Below are 17,099 nucleotides of genomic sequence, written 5' to 3'. Positions count from 1 at the left end.
CCGCCGTGCGGAGCCCGCCGCCGATGCGGGATTACTTCTTCTTCGGCTCGGACTTGCCGTCGTAGCGCCTGGACCATTCGGCGATGATGCGATCGCGGTTGGTCGCGGCCCACACGAAGTCGTTCTTGATCATGCGCTCGGACAGATTGGCCGGCAGATGGGGGTTGACCGTGGCCACCGACGGGATCGCCAGCACGGCGAAGTTGCTCTTGTACAGCTCGTTGGCTTGCCGGCTGGCCGAGAAGTCGGCCAGCTTGCGGGCCGCCTCGAGATGCTTGGTGCCCTTGACGATGGCGGTGGCTTCCACTTCCCAGCCCAGTCCTTCGGACGGGAACACGGCTTCGACCGGCGCGCCGTCGGCCTTCAGCTTGGCGGCGCGGTAGTCGAACGAGATGCCGATCGGATATTCGCCGGCGGCGGCCATGTTGCAGGGCTTGGAGCCCGAGTGCGTGTACGACCCCATGTTCTTGTGCAAGGCGTCCATGAACGCCCAGCCCTTTTCCTCGCCGAACATCTGCAGCCAGGCGCTCACGTCCAGGAAGCCCGTGCCCGAGGATGCCGGATTGGGCATCACGATCTTGCCGGCATATTCCGGCTTGGTGAGGTCCTGCCACGAGGTGGGCATGGGCAGGTTCTGCTTGCTGGCCTCGATGGTGTTGACGCACACCGCGGCGGCGTAGGCGTCCATGCCGACCCAGGCCGGCACGTCCTTGCCGTCGCGCATGTTGGCCGCGATCTGGTCCAGGCCCTTGGGCGCGTACGGCAGCAGCATGCCTTCCTTGTCCATCAGGCCCAGCGCCGTGCCGGCCAGGCCCCAGATCACATCGGCCTTGGGGTTGTTCTTCTCGGCCAGCAGCTTGGCGGCCACGATGCCGGTCGAATCGCGAACCCATTGGATCCTGATGTCGGGATGGGCTTTTTCGAAGGCGGCCTGGTAGGCCTTGATCTGGTCGGCCTCCAGGGCGGTGTAGACCGTCAGCGTGGTGTCGGCGGCGGCGACGCCGGCCGCGGCGGCCAGGACGGCGGCCAACAGGATCGAGGGAATGCGCTTCATGCGGAAACTCCGGTTGGGAAAGCTGGGTTCAGGGACGCTGGCCGGCGGCCAGGCGCGTTTCGATATCGGCCAATACCGGCGGCAGGTCCGCCACGGTATCGATGAGGTAATGGGGAGCGCCGGCCTGCAGTTCGGCGCGGGCGCGATCGCGCGCGGCCTCGCGGCCGGCCTCGTCCAGGCTGAGGAACTGTTCCAGGGACAGGCCGGCGGCGTTGCCCGACAGCAGCAGCCCGACCGTCCACATGCCGGCGCGGCGGCCCTCTTCCACGCCGGGCGCGGTGTCGTCGACCTTGACGCAGCCCGCCACGTCGGCGATGCCCAGCTCGACCACGTTGCGCAATGCCATGGCCGGCGCCGGCCGCGAACGCGGCACATCGTCGCTGGCGACCACGTAGTCCAGCGCCAGCCCTTCGCGCTCGGCGCGTTCGAGCACGCGCTGCATGACGGCGGCCGGGTAGCCGGAGCACGAGCCCAGCTTCAGGCCGCGCTGGCGCAGGCCGTGCAGCAGTTCAATGGCGCCGGGTATGGGCTGCGAATATTCGGCCACCTTCTCCAGCTGCATGGGCAGGAAGCGTTCGTAGATGGCGGTGACGTCCTCGTCGGTGGGCAGCCGGCCGAACTGTTCCTGGTACTGCCGCGCGATCGCCGCGTCATTGCACAGCGCACGGATGTGATCCCACTTGCCCATGCCCATGGGGCCGCGCGCCTGTTCCAGCGAGATCTGCACGCCGAAGCGGGCGAAGGCATCGACGAAGACCTTGGTCGGCGCGAAGGAGCCGAAATCGACCAGCGTGCCGGCCCAGTCGAAGACCAGCGCCTCCAGGCGCACGGGGAGTGTTGCAAGCGTCATGGCATTCATTCCTGTGGAGAGTCGGTCAGGCCGCCGGCGCGCGGCGCCACGCCTGGGTGCGCGCCACCAGCGCGCGGCTGGCCAGGTGAAGTAGCAGCGAGGCAAGCGCCGAGGTCGCCATGATCACGGTGCACATGGCGGCCGCCGGGCCGATGAAGCCGGCGTCGTCCATGTTCAGCACCGCCACGGCAGCCAGCACGGTCTGCGGGCTGTAGAGAAACACCACGGCGGAGACGGTCGTCATCGCCGAGACAAACAGGTAGCGCGCGGTATCCAGCACCGCCGGCAGGCACATCGGCAGCGTGACGCGCAGGAAGGTCAGCGCGGCCGGCACCTTGAGCGAGGCCGAGGCCGCCTCGAACTCCGTGTCGAGCGCGCCCAGCGCGGTGACCGCGGTCAGGTGCGCGCTGGTGTAGAAGTGCACCACGGTGCACACCACCAGCAGCGTCATGGTGCCGTACAGGGCGCCCAGCGGGTTGCCGGGGCTGTTGAAGAAGAAGATGTACCCCAGCCCCAGCACCAGCCCGGGCACGGCCATGGGCGTGAGCGCCAGCATCCGCGCGGTGCCGCGCAGCGCCGCCGCCTGCACGCCGCGCGTCGGCAGTTTTTCCATCATCCAGGCGCCGCCGTACACCAGCGCGGTGCCGGCCAGGGCCGTCCACGCGGCCAGCTGGATGCTGTTGCGCCACGCCAGCCAGCCGCCGCCGTCCATGTTGTCGAAGTCGTACGAACGCAGCGACAGCGACAGGTTGTACGGCCACATCTTGACGAACGACGCCCACACCGCCACGCCGACGATTGTCAGCAGCGCCAGGCCGATCAGCGCGGCGATGGCCAGGAAGCAGGCGTCGCGCAACCGGTGCGTGCCCGGCGCGTAGACCTGCGCGCGCCCGCTCAGGCCGGCGCCATGGCGCGCCCGCAGGTGCCGGTCGAGCAGGAAGGTCAGCATGGCCGGCACCAGCAGCAGCAGGCCGATGGCCGCGCCCTTGGAGAAATTCTGCTGCCCCACCACGGCCTTGTACGCCTCCATGGCCAGCACGTTGTAGTCGCCGCCCACGACCTTGGGCACGCCGAAATCGGTGACCGTCAACGTGAACACCAGGCAGCAGGCCGAGAACACGGCATAGCGGGTGCCCGGCAGCGTCACGGTGGCGAAGGTGCGCCAGGGGCCGGCTCCCATGGCGCGCGCCGCGTCGTACAGGCGGCCGTCGGCCAGCGCCAGGCCGGTCAGCAGGATCATCAGCGCGTGCGGGAAGGTGTAGAAGGCTTCGCCGATCACGATGCCCCAGAAGCCATAGATGGTGGCGCCGCCGGCCAGCGCCTTGAGCAGGCCCTGGTTGCCCAGCAGGTAGATCAGCGCGATGCCCGGCAACAGCGAGGGCGCCAGCAGCGGCAGCAAGGCCACCAGCCGCAGCACGCCCTTGCCCGGCGCGCGGGTGCGGGTCAGGCAATATGCGTAGGCATAGGCGCAGGGCACCACCAGCGCCACCGTGGCCGCCCCCACCGCCAGGCTGCGCCATACCAGCCCCAGGAACGCGCTGTCGGCGACGATGCCGGCCAGCACGCCCACGCCGGCGGCGCCATCGGCGCCCGGCGCCACCGCCTTGAGCAGGATGGCCAGCAGCGGCAATGCCAGGAACAGCACCAGCGCGGCGACGAACAGGCCCTGCCCGCCCCAGCGGCCCAGGGTTCCGGTCCAGGCCGGCAGCGCCCGGCGCACGGGCGCGGCAGCGTCGGCCGGCCGCGCGATGGCGGCGCGCCGCGGCGCCTTGGCGACGGCGGATTCAAGCGTAGGCACGTAGCGCATGACGCGGCAGCTCCACCCAGCAACGGCCGGCAGCATGGGCGCCCAGCAGGGCATCACCGGTTTCAGCGGAAACCACGGACTGCACGGTGGCGCCCGGTATTCCTTCCAGCCGCAGCGAGATACGATAGCCGCGCCCCAGGAAAACGCCATCGAGCACATCGGCCAGCACGGTGTTGGCCGAGGCCGGCGTACCCGATGCGCTCAGCCGCACCGCCTCCGGCCGCACGAACAGGCGGCCGCTGTCGGCCTGCAGCGGCTGCTCGACGTCCAGTTCGAGCTGGCCGACGCGCGCGCGGTGGGCGTCGATGCGCTGGTACTGCAGCCAGTTGGCCTCGCCCACGAAGTCGGCGATGAATGCCGAACGGGGATCGCGATAGAGTTCGCGTGGCGTGCCGTACTGCTCGATGACGCCGCCGTTCATCACCGCGATCCGGTCGGCCATGACCATGGCCTCTTCCTGGTCGTGGGTCACCATCAGCGTGGTGATGGAAAGGCGCCGCTGCAAGGCGCGCAGTTCGCCGCGCAGGCGGTCGCGCACGCGCGCATCCAGCGCCGACATGGGCTCGTCGAGCAGCAGCAGCGACGGCGCCGGCGCCAGGGCGCGCGCCAGCGCCACGCGCTGCTGCTGGCCGCCGGAAATCTGCCCCGGATACTTGCGGGCCGCGCCGCTCAGCCCGACCAGGGCCAGCATTTCATCGACGCGGGCGGCCACGCGCTCGCGGTCGCCGCGCCGGCCGCTCAGCCCATAGGCCACGTTCTGCGCCACCGTCAGGTTGGGAAACAGCGCATACGACTGGAACAGGATGCCGTAGTCGCGCGCCTGCGGCGGCTCGTTCGAGATATCGCGGCCGCCCAGCACGATGGCGCCGCCATCCTGGCGCTCCAGGCCGGCGATGGCGCGCAGCAGGGTGGTCTTGCCGCAGCCCGAGGGGCCGAGCAGACACACCAGCTCGCCCGCACCGATGTCCAGCGACACGTCGGCCAGCGTCCGATGGACGCCATAGTGCTTGACCAGATTGCGTATCGACAGGAATGCGTCGCTGCCCCGGGACATATGCCCTCCAGAATGACTCGGTAACCAATGTCCGGGGAGTATGGGCAGGGCTTATTGTGCGTTTATGACAGTTCGCGCAAATGCAGTAATAAAAACATCAAATAATTTTGGTGTACTGGCGATCCTGCTCTATCTGGCACGCCGCGCGCGTGATTTCCTGTGCTGGTCGCCGAACTCAAATCTTTCCACGCCGTGGCGCGCTGCGGCACCGTCACCAAGGCGGCCGCCCAGCTGGGGGTCAGCCAGCCCACGGTAACGGGCCAGCTGCGCCAGCTCGAATCGCGCTACGGCGTGGAACTGTTCCATCGCCAGGGACGCGGCCTGCGGCTATCGGATGCCGGCCACCGCCTGATGCCGCTGGTCGAGAAACTGGTGCAGCAGGAATCCGAGATCGAATTCCGCCTGCGCGACGCCAGCGACCTGCGCGAGGGCTGCCTGCGCGTCGGCGCCACCGGCCCCTTCTACATCATGGACACGGTGCGGCGCTACAACCAGCGCTACCCGGCCATCGAGCTCAGCGTCGCCATCGGCAACTCGCAGAGCATGCTGCAGGCCCTGCACGACTACCGGATCGACGTGGCGACGTCCTCGGTGGCGATGAACAACCCGAACCTGTACCGGCGCGCCATCGCCGCCGACCCGCTGCGCATCGTGGTCCACCGCGGCCACCCGCTGGCCGCGCGCGCCTCGGCCGGCCTGGCCGATCTGGCGCCGTACGCGCTGCTGCTGCGCGAGCCCGGTTCGATGACACGCCAGCTGACCGAAGAGGCGCTGCAGAAGGCCGGCGTGGCGCCGGCCCGGGTGCTGGAGATCGGCAGCCGCGAATCGATCCGCCAGGCGATCCTGTGCAACCTGGGAGTCAGCCTGATCCCGTCGTGCGAAGTGCCCGCCCATGCCGAACTGGCCACGGTGGCGATCGCCGATACCGAGGTCCTGATGCATGAGTACCTGTACTGCCTGCGAGAGCGGCAGCCCGTGCAGCTGATTGCACGATTTCTGGAACTGGCGCCGAGCGCGGCATGAGCGCGCCGCCGGCGATGCCGGGAGACAACCATGGCCCTGACCCTGCAAGACATCGAACAGATATTCCTCGAGCGCGGCCACCGCGCCTATGACGGCGAGCCCGTCAGCCACCTCAAGCACGCCCTGCAGACCGCGACGCTGGCCGAACAGGGCGGCGCCGGCCCGCACCTGATTACCGCCAGCCTGCTGCACGACCTGGGCCACCTGATCGCCGCGCACCCGGGCACCCCCAGCCTGCGCGGCCTGGACGACAAGCACCAGTACTTCGTGCTGCCCTTCCTGCGCGGCTTGTTCGGCAATGCCGTGCTGGACCCGATCCGCCTGCACGTCGAGGCCAAGCGCTACCTGTGCTTCGTCGAACCTGCCTACGCGACGCGCCTGTCGGCCGACTCGCGCCGCAGCCTGACGCTGCAAGGCGGCAGCTTCGATGCCGGCCAGGCGGTGGATTTCGCCAGCATGCCGGGCGCGCCGGACGCGATCCGGCTGCGTCGCTGGGACGACCAGGCCAAGCAGCCCGGCATGCAGACCGGCTCGCTGACGCACTTCCTGGAGATCGCCGAGGGCGTGGCCGGCCGCGCCAAGGTGGCCGCCATCTGGTGACGGCGGCCGGATCGGCTCAGGCGCCCTTGGCGACCGGCCGCGCCGCGTCGCTGCACCATTCGCTCCACGAGCCGGGGTACAGGCGCGAACCGGCCAGGCCGGCGATCTCCATGGCCAGCAGGTTGTGGCAGGCGGTGATGCCCGAGCCGCATTGGTGCACGATGCCGTCGGCCGCGCGCCCGCCCAGCAGGGCCTCGAACTCCTGGCGCAGCTGGGCCGGCGCCTTGAAGCGCCCATCGGCCTGCAGGTTCTCGGTATTGGGCCGGTTCAGCGCGCCCGGGATGTGGCCGGCCACCGGGTCCATGGGCTCGACTTCGCCGCGGTAGCGATTGGCCGCGCGGGCATCGATCACGGTAAAGGCAGGCTGGCCGATGTTGGCCAGCACCGCGGCGGCATCGACGGTGCCGGCCAGGCTCTGGCCGGCCCGCGCCCCGGGCTGCGCCGAGACGGCCGGCGTGGCGCCGGCCTCGGTCGGCAGGCCGGCGGCGGTCCAGGCCTGCCAGCCGCCGTCGAGCACCGCGACCCGCTCGTGCCCCATCCAGCGCAGCATCCACCACAGGTGCGCGGCGAACATGCCGCCGCTGGCGTCATAGGCCACCACCAGCGTCTCGGGCGTCACGCCGTGCGCGGCCATCAGGCCGGCGAAGGCATCGCGCTCGGGCAGGGGGTGGCGGCCGTTGCTGCCGGAACGCGGCGCGGCCAGTTCGGCCTCGTGGTCCAGGTAGCGCGCGCCCGCGATATGGCCCTGCTCGTAGGCGCGGCGGCCGGCCGCATGGTCGGCCAGGTCATGGCGCACGTCGAACACCCGCACGCCGCCGGCATCGAGTCGGGCGGCCAGGTCGGCGGCGGAAATCAGCGTCATGGTCATCGGTTTGCTCCCCTGTAGGCGCCCGCGGCCGCAGCCGGCCGGACGCGGATGATCAGGCGCCGCCAGGCCGGCGCATGGTGCGCCAGACCGACAGCAATCCCGCGAAAATGATCAGGCCCATGCCCATCCAGGCCAGGTTGTCCAGGGCGTCGCCCCAGAGCCCCATGCCTATGAAGGCGGCAAAAATGATGGTCGTGTACTGCAGCGCCGCGGTCAACAGGGCCGAGCCGTGTCCGAAGGCGCGCGTCATGGTCAGCTGCCCCACCAGGCCCGAGGTGCCCACGCCGAACAGCGCCAGATAGCCGTACAGGTCCGCCCGCCCCCACCCTCCCAGCAGCAGGCCGACCCCGCTGCTGGCGCATACCGCCACCGAGAAGAACAGCACCGTGCGCCACTCGGGCTCGCCGACGCGGCCCAGCTGGCGGATCTGCAGCATGGCGATGGCCGACATGGCGCCGGCGGTCAGGCCCAGCAGCGCGGCCAGCCACTGGTCGTCGTTGACGCTGGGGCGCAACACCGCGATCACGCCCAGAAAGCCCAGCGCCACGGCGGCGATGCGCACCGGGTCGCGCTGCGCGCCGCCCCACCCCAGCATCCAGCAGGCGATGAACAGCGGCGCGGTGTAGTTCAGGCTGGTGGCGGTGGCCAGCGGCAGGTGCGCCAGGGCGAAAAAGCCCAGCCACATCGAGGTCACGCCGGACAGGTTGCGCCAGACATGCAGGCGCCAGCTGGTCGGGATGATGGACTGGCGCCCGGCGCGGGCCCAGATCAGCAGCAGCACCACCGAGGGCAGGCCGCGGAAAAGCACCACCTGCGGCAGCGAAGCCCCGTGCTCGCTCGCCAGCTTCACGAACGACCCCATGATGGCGAACATGGCTGACGCCAACAACATCCAAAGAGCCTGCATGGGGCTTACCGCTACGAAAAAAGGGCCGGGGGGAATCAGGGAAAGCGATACTATACTCCCCATCGCTGCCGGCCCCGCCGGCGCCGGGAACCCGCGCCCCGCCCGCCAGTCCAAGCGGGGTACGACTTTCGCTCGCAAAGGACCATAACAAGCATGAAACGCATTTTCCTGTTCCTGATCACCAACCTGGCCGTCATGGTTGTGCTGTCGGCCACGATGCGCATCCTCGGCGTGGACCGCTTCCTGACCGCGCAGGGGCTGAACCTCACCGGCCTGCTGATCTTCTCGGCCGTGATCGGCTTCACCGGCGCGATCATTTCGCTGCTGATGAGCAAGCCCATGGCCAAATGGAGCACCGGCGCGCGCGTCATCGACCCCAACGCGCCGGCCAACCAGCGCGAAGCCTGGCTGCTCGACACCGTGCACCAGCTGGCCGACCGCGCCGGCATCGGCCGGCCCGAGGTGGCCATCTACCAGGGCGAACCCAACGCATTCGCCACCGGCGCGTTCCGCAACGACTCGCTGGTGGCGGTCTCGACCGGCCTGCTCGACAGCATGACCGAAGAAGAAGTGGCCGCCGTGCTGGGCCACGAGGTGGCGCACGTGGCCAACGGCGACATGGTCACCCTCACCCTGATCCAGGGCGTGGTCAACACCTTCGTCGTGTTCCTGGCGCGGGTGGTCGGCTATTTCGTCGACCGCGCCATTCTCAAGAACGAACGCGGCGTGGGCCTGGGCTACTACGCCACCGTGATCGTCTGTGAGATCGTCTTCGGGATCCTGGCCTCCATCATCGTGGCCTGGTTCTCGCGCCAGCGCGAATACCGCGCCGACGCGGGCTCGGCCCACCTGATGGGCTCGCGCGAGCCCATGATCCGCGCCCTGGCGCGGCTGGGCGGCCTGGAGCCGGGCGAACTGCCCAAGTCGTTCGAAGCCTCGGGCATCTCGGGCAAGAACGGCATCTCGGCCATGTTCGCCTCGCACCCCCCGATCCAGGCCCGCATCGCGGCCCTGCAGCACGCCCGCCTGGGCTGACCGGCTGTTCCGGTCCGCCAGCGAAAACGCGCCCCGCAAGGGGCGCGTTTTGCATGGGCCAACCCGCGCGGCGGATCAGTCCAGGGTCAGGACGGTCGCGCCGGTGGTCTTGCGGCCGGCCAGCGCCGTCTGCGCGTCGCCGGCCTGGGCCAGGCTGTAGCGCTGGTCGATGCGTACCTTGATCTTCTTCTTCAGCACCAGGCCGAACAGTTCGTCAGCGGCGGCAGCCAGCTTCTCGTGGGTATTGACGTGCACGCCCAGCGACGGCCGCGTCACGTACAGGCTGCCCTTCTGGTTCAGGATGCCCAGGTTGACGCCGGCCACCGGCCCCGAGGCGTTGCCGAAGCTGACCATCAGGCCGCGCGGCTCGATGCAGTCCAGCGAGGTTTCCCAGGTGTCCTTGCCCACGCCGTCATAGACCACCGGCACCTTCTTGCCGCCGGTCAGCTCCAGCAGGCGCTCGACCACGTTCTCGCGCGAGTAGTCGATGGTGGCCCAGGCGCCATGGGCGCGGGCCAGCTCGGCCTTCTCGGGGCTGGAGACCGTGCCGATCAGCTTGACGCCCAGCGCCTTGGCCCATTGGCAGGCGATCAGCCCCACGCCGCCGGCGGCGGCATGGAACAGGATGGTCTCGTTGCCCTGCAGGCGATAGGTCTGGCGGAACAGGTATTGCACCGTCAGCCCCTTGAGCATCAGCGCGGCGGCCTCGTCGAAGCCGATGCCCTTGGGCAGCTTGACGACCTGCGCGGCCGGCACGTTGCGCGCCTGGGCGTACGCGCCCAGCGGGCTCTGGCCATAGGCGACGCGGTCGCCCTTCTTGAGGTGGCGCACGTCGGCACCCACGGCCTCGACCACCCCGGCGCCTTCGAAACCCAGGCCATGCGGCAGCGGATGCGGATACAGGCCGGTGCGGAAGTAGATGTCGATGAAGTTCAGGCCGGCGGCATGCTGGCGGATGGTGACTTCATTGGCCGCCGGCGGCGGCACCTCGACGTCGACGACTTGCAGGACTTCCGGGCCGCCGTGCTGTTCGATGCGGACTGCCTTGACGATGTTGCTGGCCATGCGGGCCTCCTTGAGAGCGAATCAGGTAATGAGGGATCATGCGAATCGGATCGCGGCCGGCGCTATGGCCTGGCCGGGCGGCGGCGCCCGGCCAGAACGAACACGCCCGCCAGCACCAGCGCGGTACCGGCCAGCTGCCACACCGTAATGGGCTCGTCGAGGAACCACGCCGCCAGGAACAGGACCGACACCGGCCCCACCATGCCCAGCAGCGACGCGGTGGGCGCGCCGACCAGGGCAACCGCCCACATCAGCATGAACACCGGCAGCACCGTGTTGACGGTGGCGTGGATCACCGAATAGCCATAGACGGCGGCGGGCTGGACCAGCACCGATGCCGGGTGGATCAGGAAGAACTGGATCAGGCTGGCCACGCACGAGACCAGCATGGCATAGGCCACCAGCCGGGTTGCCCCGACCCGCTCGACCAGCTCTCCCGAACAGATCAGGTACACAGAATAGCTGAGCGCGGAGCAAAAAACGAAGAAAGACCCTGTCAGCACGTCGGCGCCCGCGCCGCTCTGGCTCAGGTCGTGCGACAGGACCAGCGCCACGCCCACGTAGGACAGCAGCATGGCGCCCCACTGGCGGCGCGTCACCGGCCGCTTCAGCCACCACGCCGACAGCAGCACCACCAGCGACGGCGACAGGAACAGGATCAGGCGCTCCAGCCCGGCCGTGATGTGGCGCAGCCCGAGGAAATCCAGGAAGCTGGACAGGTAATATCCCAGCAGGCCCAGCGCGCACAGCTGGCCGCGCTCGCGCCAGCTCAGCACCGGCAATTCGCCGCGCGCCGCGCGGCGCGCCTGCCACCAGGCCACCGCGGCAAAGAACGGCATGGCGAACAGCATGCGAAACGCGATCAGCGTCACCGCGTCGATGCCGTAGCGGTAGGTGAACTTGACCACGATGGCCTTGCCGGAAAACAACACCGCCCCCAGCGTGGCCATAAAAAAGCCCGCTGCCATGCCGGAAAAGCGGGAGGGGTCGGAAAGCTGCCTGTTGCGATTCATGCGATCATTTTAGTTTCGTCGCGCGGCCACCGCGCACCCGCCCCTTTCCGCAGTCCGCATTCATGACACGCCAACGCGCCCTCGTCTATATCCATATCGCCGCCGTCCTGTTCGGCCTGACCGGGGTCTTCGGCGAACTGATCCAGGCCGGGGCGGCCGTGATCACCCTGGGACGGGCGCTGTTCGCCGTCGGCGCGCTGGCCGTGTTCGCGCGCATGCAGCGCCGCTCGCTGCTGGGGGTGCTGACGCCGGCCCAGCTGTTCGTGCTGGTCATCGCCGGCTGCCTGCTGGCCGCGCACTGGGTGACCTTCTTCATCTCGGTCAAGGTGGGCGGCATCGCCATCGCCACCCTGGGCTTTGCCAGCTTTCCCGCCTTCATCACCTTGTTCGAGGGCCTGGTGTTCCGCGAGCGGGTGCGCCTGGCCGAGTGGCTGCTGCTGGGCCTGGTCACCGCGGGGCTGGTGCTGGTGACGCCGTCGTTCGACCTGGCCGACCAGGGCACCGTGGGGCTGGTCTGGGGGCTGGTATCCGGCTTTTCCTTCGCCATGCTGGCGCTGACCAACCGGCGCGCCGCGGCGGGCATGGACCCCATGCAGGTCGCCTGCTGGCAAAACGCCGTGGTGGCGCTGGTCATGCTGCCCTTCGCGGTGGTCCACCTGCCTGCCCTGCACGCGCTGGACTGGCTCTGGGTGGCGCTGCTGGGCATCTTCTGCACCGGGCTGTCGCACTACCTGTTCGTCTCCAGCCTGACCCGCCTGAACGCGCGCAGCGCCGGCCTGGTCATCGCGCTGGAACCCGTCTACGCCATCGGTTTTGCCTGGATCCTGTTCACCCAGGTGCCGACCCTGCGCATGCTGGCCGGCGCGGCGCTGATCGTCGCCGCCATCGTCTGGTCGGGGCTGCGCAAGAGCACGCACTGACCACCCTGCCCGGCCATGAACTGCCTTGACAATAGTTGCCTAGGCAGTAAAATTCCGGCATGAATCCGCCCCGCTCCGCCTCGTCCGAACCGTTTGCGCACTACCGCGCCGACAGCATCTGTACCCGCGACGACAACGCCGGCTTTCTCATCAAGCTGGTGTCCAATTCGCTCAACCGGATGCTGGACCTGGAAATGGCGCCGCTGGGCTTGACCGCCATGCAATGGCGCCCGCTGGCCATGATCGCCAGCGGACGGGCCGACACCCCGGCCGAGCTGGCCCGCCTGATCAACGTCGACACCGGCGCCATGACGCGCACGCTGGACCGCCTGGAGGCCAAGGACCTGCTGCGCCGCGTGCGCAGCCAGGAAGACCGGCGCGTCATCAAGATCGAACTGACGCCCGAGGGCCAGACCAAGGCGCGCGAAATACCGGCCTATATCGCCAAGGTGCTCAACCACCACCTGCGTGGATTCTCCACCGAGGAAGTGGCGCAGCTGCAGCACATGCTGCGCCGGATGATCGCCAACGGCTCGGTCGGCGGCTAGCCGCCAGGCCCCCGAAAACCCGCTCCCAGTCAGTCATCTTGCCATGGCATATGTACGAAATTGCGTCATAATAGCTGCCTAGTCAGATACAGATTAATCAATGACTTTAAGCGAACAGTCAGGATGAAACGGTTCCGCCTCCTTTCCGCAGCCCTGGCGCTGGCCCTGGGCGGTTGCGCCCTGATGGATCCGGCGCCGCCGCCGGTGGCCGAACTGGACGCCGCCCGCCTGGGCCTGAGCGCCGCGGGCGTGCAATGGCCGGCCCGGCAATGGTGGCAACGCTATGCCGATCCGCAGCTCGACGCCCTGGTGTCCGAGGCGCTGGCCAGCCATCCGTCGCTGGCCGCCGCGCGGGCCCGGCTGGCGCAAGCCAACGCCGCCGTCGCCGGCGCGCGCGCGCCGCTGCTGCCGCGCGTGGACGCCAACTACACGCTCACCCGCGAACACCTGCCGAAGAACTACATCTATCCCCCGCCCACCGGCGGCTCGGTGGTCAGCGACAACCGGCTGGCGCTGGACTTCAGCTACGAGCTGGACTTCTGGGGCAAGAACCGCGCCCGCCTGCAGGCCGCCGTTTCGCAGCGCGACGCGGCCGACGCCGACGCGCAGGCCGCCCGCAACCTGCTGGCGCGCGCCATCGTGCGCAGCTACCTCAACCTGCAGAACGCCTTCGCGCAGCGCGAGGTGCTGCAGCGCGTGCTGAGCCAGCGCGCCGAAGTGGTGGACCTGACGCGCGGCCGCAAGGCCGCCGGGCTGGACACCGAGGTGGAGGTCAAGCAGGCCGAATCGTCGCTGGCGGCCGGCCGGGTCGAGCTGACCCAGAACGAAACCACCATCGCCCAGCTGCGCAACCAAGTGGCGGCCCTGGCCGGCGCCGGCCCCGTGCGCGGCCAGGCGCTGGCCCCGGTCGCGCTGACCGCCCCCGGCGGGGTGATTCCGGCCAACGTACCGCTCGAGTTGCTGGGCCATCGGCCCGACGTCACGGCGGCGCGCTGGCGGGCCATCGCCGCGCGCCACGGCATCGAGGCCGCCAAGGCCGAGTTCTATCCCAACATCAACCTGGTGGCCTTCGCCGGCTTCGAGGCGCTGGGCACCGGCCGGCTGCTCGACGCCGGCAGCCGCGCCGCCGGCATCGGCCCGGCCATCACGCTGCCCATCTTCCATGGCGGCGAACTCAACGCCAACCTGGCGGGCCGCCGCGCCGACGCCGACCTGGCGGTCTCGGACTACAACCAGACGGTGCTCGACGCCGTGCAGCAGACCGCCGACGCCATCGATGCGCTGCGCCTGCTCGGCCGCGAGCAGGCCGAACAGCGCCAGGCCCGCGAAGCCATCGACGCGGCCTATGACCTGGCGGTCAAGCGCTATCGGGCAGGGCTGGGCAACTATCTGTCGGTGCTGATCGCGCAGACGGGCGTGCTGACCCAGGCGCGGCTGGATACCGATCTGCGCATCCGCGCCTACCAGCTCGACGCCGACCTGGCCTACGCCCTGGGCGGCGGCTATGCGCCCCCGGCCACCAAGGCGGCCTCCCCCTCTCATTGAATGAACCGGATTCACACCTCATGAGCCCCTCCCCGACCACCCACCCCGCCCGCAAACGCCTGCTGTGGCTGGCAACCGGTGTGTTCGCCGTGCTGGCCATCGCCTATGCCATCTGGTGGGCGCTGTTCGGCTCGCACTTCGAGAGCACCGACGACGCCTATGTCCACGGCAACCTGGTGCAGATCACGCCGCAGGTGCCCGGCACCGTCGTCGCCATCGAGGCCGACGACACGGAGGCCGTGACGGCGGGCCAGGCGCTGGTGCGGCTGGATCCGGCCGACACCGACGTGGCGCTGCAGCAGGCCGAGGCGCGCCTGGCCCAGACGGTGCGCCAGGTCCGCACGCTCTACGTCCAGAACGACGCCCTGGCCGCCGACATCGACGTGCGGCAGGCAGAGATCGCGCGCGCCCAGGCCGACCTGAAGCGCGCCCAGAGCGACCTGCAGCGGCGCCAGACGCTGGCCAAGTCGGGCGGCGTCAGCGGCGAGGAAATCCTGCACGCCGAGACCGCGCTCAAGTCCGCCCAGTCGGCCCTGGCGCAGGCGCGCGCCAACCTGGCCGCCGCCCAGGCCAAGCTGGCGACCAACCAGGCGCTGACCGAGGGCACGACGGTGGCCGAGCATCCGGACGTGCGCAATGCCGCCGCCCAGGTGCGCAATGCCTGGCTGAACCGTTCGCGCACCGTGCTGCCGGCGCCGGTCGACGGCATCGTGGCGCGCCGCGCCGCGCAGGTCGGCCAGCGCGTCGCCCCCGGCGCCATGCTGATGAACGTCGTGCCGCTGGACCAGATCTGGGTCGAGGCCAATTTCAAGGAAGGGCAGCTGCGCCACATGCGCATCGGCCAGCCCGCCAGGATCACGGCCGACCTGTACGGCGGCTCGGTGGTCTACGACGGCAAGGTCATCGGCCTGGACGCCGGCACCGGCAGCGCCTTCGCGCTGCTGCCGGCGCAGAACGCCTCGGGCAACTGGATCAAGGTGGTGCAGCGGGTGCCGGTGCGCATCGCGCTGGACCCGGAGCAGCTCAAGACCCATCCGCTGCGCGTGGGCCTGTCCATGGACGTCGAGGTCGATGTCGGCGCCGAGCAAGGCCAGCCCGTGACCGCCGCGCCGCGCGCCGAACCGGCCCTCTCGACCCAGGTGTTCGAGCCGGCGCACGATGAGGCCGACGCGCTGATCGCGCGCATCATCCAGGCCAATCTCGCATCATGAGCGACAAGCCCAAGTCGTCCGCCGGCGGCGCGCCCTATCCGCCGCTGGAGGGCGCGACCCGCATCATCGGCTCGATCGCGCTGTCGACCGCGGTGTTCATGAACGTGCTGGACACCTCGATCGCCAACGTGTCGATCCCGACCATCTCGGGCGACCTGGGCGTGAGCACCAGCCAGGGCACCTGGGTCATCACCTCGTTCGCGGTGGCCAATGCCATCACGGTGCCGCTGACCGGCTGGCTGACGCAGCGCTTCGGCCAGGTCCGGCTGTTCCTCACCTCCACCTTGCTGTTCGTGCTGGCCTCGTGGCTATGCGGCTTCTCGCCCACGCTGGAAGCCCTGATCGGCTTTCGCGTGCTGCAGGGCGCCGTGGCGGGCCCGATGATTCCGCTGTCGCAGGCGCTGATGCTGGCCAGCTTTCCCAAGCACAAGGCCGGCATGGCGCTGGCGGTCTGGTCGATGACCACGCTGGTCGCGCCGGTGGCCGGGCCGCTGCTGGGCGGCTGGATCTCGGACAACTACACCTGGCCGTGGATCTTCTACATCAACGTGCCGGTGGGCCTGCTGGCGGCCTGGATCAGCTGGCGCGTCTACCGCGACCGCGAATCGCAGACCCGCAAGCTGCCCATCGACAAGGTAGGCCTGCTGTTGCTGGTGGTGTGGGTGGGCGCGCTGCAGATCATGCTGGACAAGGGCAAGGAGCTGGACTGGTTCGCCAGCCCCGTGATCGTCGCGCTGGCCGCCACCGCCTTCGTGGCCTTCGTGTTCTTCCTGATCTGGGAGCTCACCGACGCCCATCCCGTGGTCGACCTGCGCCTGTTCAAGGAGCGCAATTTCACGGTGGGCGCGCTGACGCTGGCCGTGGCCTACGGCGTCTTCTTCGGCAACGTGGTGCTGCTGCCACTGTGGCTGCAGAGCAATATGGGCTACACCGCGACCTACGCCGGCATGGTGACCGCGCCGGTCGGACTGCTGGCCATCCTGCTCACCCCCATCGTGGGCAAGATGCTCGCCACCCGCGACCCGCGCCAGATCGTCACCGTGGCCTTCATGGTGTTCGCGCTGGTGTGCTTCATGCGCGCGGGCTTCAACACGCAGACCGACGTGCGCACGCTGATGGTCCCGACCATCATCCAGGGCGCCGCCATGGCGATGTTCTTCGTGCCGTTGACGTCGATCACGCTGTCCAGTCTCGACGCCTCGCGCATTCCGGCGGCCTCGGGCCTGTCGAACTTCGCGCGCCTGACCGCGGGCGCGTTCGGCACCTCCATCGCCACCACCATGTGGGACAACCGCGCCAACCTGCACCACGCCCAGCTGACCGAGATCGCCACGCCGGGCCAGCAGGCCTTCGACCACACGCTGGGCACGTTGCAGAACGGCGCCGGCATGTCGCACCAGCAGGCGCTGACCGTGATCAACGGCATGATCGACACGCAGGCCTACACGCTGTCGGCGCTGGACGTCTTTTATGCGTCGGCGGCGATCTTCCTGCTGCTGACCGGCCTGGTATGGCTGGCCCGGCCCAAGTCCGCCAAGAGCGCGGGCGGCGGCGCGGCCGAGGCGGCGGCCGGCGCGCACTGAGCGCCAGGCCGCGCGG

Annotated in this window: 16 protein-coding genes; 8 read left to right on the top strand and 8 right to left on the bottom strand. The window is 69.5% G+C overall.

Annotated elements, in window-relative coordinates:
• Positions 1 to 31 precede the first annotated feature (31 nt).
• The 4 genes from EL288_RS07795 to EL288_RS07780 form a co-directional block, all read right to left on the bottom strand.
• On the bottom strand, positions 32 to 1,054 hold the full coding sequence (locus EL288_RS07795) for a putative 2-aminoethylphosphonate ABC transporter substrate-binding protein (protein ID WP_003813124.1): 1,023 nt from the start codon (positions 1,052 to 1,054) through the stop codon (positions 32 to 34).
• A 28-nt stretch (positions 1,055 to 1,082) separates the two neighbouring features.
• On the bottom strand, positions 1,083 to 1,913 hold the full coding sequence (phnX, locus tag EL288_RS07790; RefSeq protein ID WP_003820286.1) for a phosphonoacetaldehyde hydrolase: 831 nt from the start codon (positions 1,911 to 1,913) through the stop codon (positions 1,083 to 1,085).
• Positions 1,914 to 1,929: 16 nt separating this feature from the next.
• Entirely contained in the window at positions 1,930 to 3,624 is a 1,695-nt protein-coding gene (locus EL288_RS07785; protein WP_033459582.1) for a putative 2-aminoethylphosphonate ABC transporter permease subunit, read from the bottom strand.
• Between the two features lie 64 nt (positions 3,625 to 3,688).
• Entirely contained in the window at positions 3,689 to 4,765 is a 1,077-nt protein-coding gene (locus EL288_RS07780) for a putative 2-aminoethylphosphonate ABC transporter ATP-binding protein (protein ID WP_033459575.1), read from the bottom strand.
• 159 nt (positions 4,766 to 4,924) lie between these two features.
• Between EL288_RS07780 and EL288_RS07775 the strand changes: the two genes are divergently transcribed.
• The gene (locus EL288_RS07775; protein WP_033459576.1) at positions 4,925 to 5,788 is read left to right on the top strand and encodes a LysR family transcriptional regulator; all 864 of its coding nucleotides are present in this window, start codon (positions 4,925 to 4,927) and stop codon (positions 5,786 to 5,788) included.
• A gap of 30 nt (positions 5,789 to 5,818) precedes the next feature.
• On the top strand, positions 5,819 to 6,388 hold the full coding sequence (locus EL288_RS07770) for a phosphonate degradation HD-domain oxygenase (RefSeq protein WP_003813135.1): 570 nt from the start codon (positions 5,819 to 5,821) through the stop codon (positions 6,386 to 6,388).
• Between the two features lie 16 nt (positions 6,389 to 6,404).
• On the opposite strand, the gene EL288_RS07765 is transcribed toward EL288_RS07770, so the two are convergent.
• Together EL288_RS07765 and EL288_RS07760 are read right to left on the bottom strand one after the other, a co-directional pair.
• A complete protein-coding gene (locus EL288_RS07765) occupies positions 6,405 to 7,256 on the bottom strand; it encodes a sulfurtransferase (protein WP_003820280.1) in 852 nt (283 codons plus the stop codon).
• Positions 7,257 to 7,308: 52 nt separating this feature from the next.
• Positions 7,309 to 8,163 carry a DMT family transporter gene (locus EL288_RS07760; RefSeq protein ID WP_003813139.1) on the bottom strand — a complete coding sequence of 285 codons (855 nt, stop codon included), beginning with the start codon at positions 8,161 to 8,163 and terminating at the stop codon, positions 7,309 to 7,311.
• Positions 8,164 to 8,316: 153 nt separating this feature from the next.
• On the opposite strand from EL288_RS07760, the gene htpX reads away from it, so the two are divergent.
• Positions 8,317 to 9,198: a protease HtpX gene (gene htpX, locus EL288_RS07755; protein WP_003813142.1), complete on the top strand. Its 882-nt coding sequence runs from the start codon at positions 8,317 to 8,319 to the stop codon at positions 9,196 to 9,198.
• A gap of 75 nt (positions 9,199 to 9,273) precedes the next feature.
• On the opposite strand, the gene EL288_RS07750 is transcribed toward htpX, so the two are convergent.
• Both EL288_RS07750 and EL288_RS07745 read right to left on the bottom strand, forming a co-directional pair.
• Positions 9,274 to 10,263 (bottom strand): quinone oxidoreductase family protein, encoded by a 990-nt coding sequence (locus EL288_RS07750; RefSeq protein WP_003813144.1) that lies wholly within the window; start codon positions 10,261 to 10,263, stop codon positions 9,274 to 9,276.
• A 62-nt stretch (positions 10,264 to 10,325) separates the two neighbouring features.
• The gene (locus EL288_RS07745) at positions 10,326 to 11,276 is read right to left on the bottom strand and encodes a DMT family transporter (protein ID WP_003813145.1); all 951 of its coding nucleotides are present in this window, start codon (positions 11,274 to 11,276) and stop codon (positions 10,326 to 10,328) included.
• 62 nt (positions 11,277 to 11,338) lie between these two features.
• Here EL288_RS07745 and EL288_RS07740 point away from each other — a divergent pair, with 62 nt between their 5' ends.
• The 5 genes from EL288_RS07740 to EL288_RS07720 all read left to right on the top strand — a co-directional run bounded on the left by EL288_RS07740 (position 11,339) and on the right by EL288_RS07720 (position 17,083).
• On the top strand, positions 11,339 to 12,196 hold the full coding sequence (locus EL288_RS07740; protein WP_003813147.1) for a DMT family transporter: 858 nt from the start codon (positions 11,339 to 11,341) through the stop codon (positions 12,194 to 12,196).
• A gap of 59 nt (positions 12,197 to 12,255) precedes the next feature.
• The gene (locus EL288_RS07735) at positions 12,256 to 12,744 is read left to right on the top strand and encodes a MarR family winged helix-turn-helix transcriptional regulator (protein WP_033449880.1); all 489 of its coding nucleotides are present in this window, start codon (positions 12,256 to 12,258) and stop codon (positions 12,742 to 12,744) included.
• Positions 12,745 to 12,867: 123 nt separating this feature from the next.
• Positions 12,868 to 14,289 carry an efflux transporter outer membrane subunit gene (locus EL288_RS07730; RefSeq protein ID WP_033459577.1) on the top strand — a complete coding sequence of 474 codons (1,422 nt, stop codon included), beginning with the start codon at positions 12,868 to 12,870 and terminating at the stop codon, positions 14,287 to 14,289.
• A gap of 20 nt (positions 14,290 to 14,309) precedes the next feature.
• Positions 14,310 to 15,500, top strand: a complete 1,191-nt coding sequence (locus EL288_RS07725; RefSeq protein WP_033447276.1) for an HlyD family secretion protein — start codon at positions 14,310 to 14,312, stop codon at positions 15,498 to 15,500.
• The gene (locus EL288_RS07720) at positions 15,497 to 17,083 is read left to right on the top strand and encodes a DHA2 family efflux MFS transporter permease subunit (protein ID WP_033452059.1); all 1,587 of its coding nucleotides are present in this window, start codon (positions 15,497 to 15,499) and stop codon (positions 17,081 to 17,083) included. The genes EL288_RS07725 and EL288_RS07720 overlap by 4 nt, the downstream gene beginning before the upstream one ends.
• The last annotated feature ends 16 nt before the right edge of the window (positions 17,084 to 17,099 follow it).

Source organism: Bordetella bronchiseptica, assembly GCF_900636925.1.
Taxonomy (GTDB): domain Bacteria; phylum Pseudomonadota; class Gammaproteobacteria; order Burkholderiales; family Burkholderiaceae_B; genus Bordetella; species Bordetella pertussis.
Note: the sequence above shows the minus strand (reverse complement) of the source record. Positions and strands in the feature narration are given on the sequence as shown.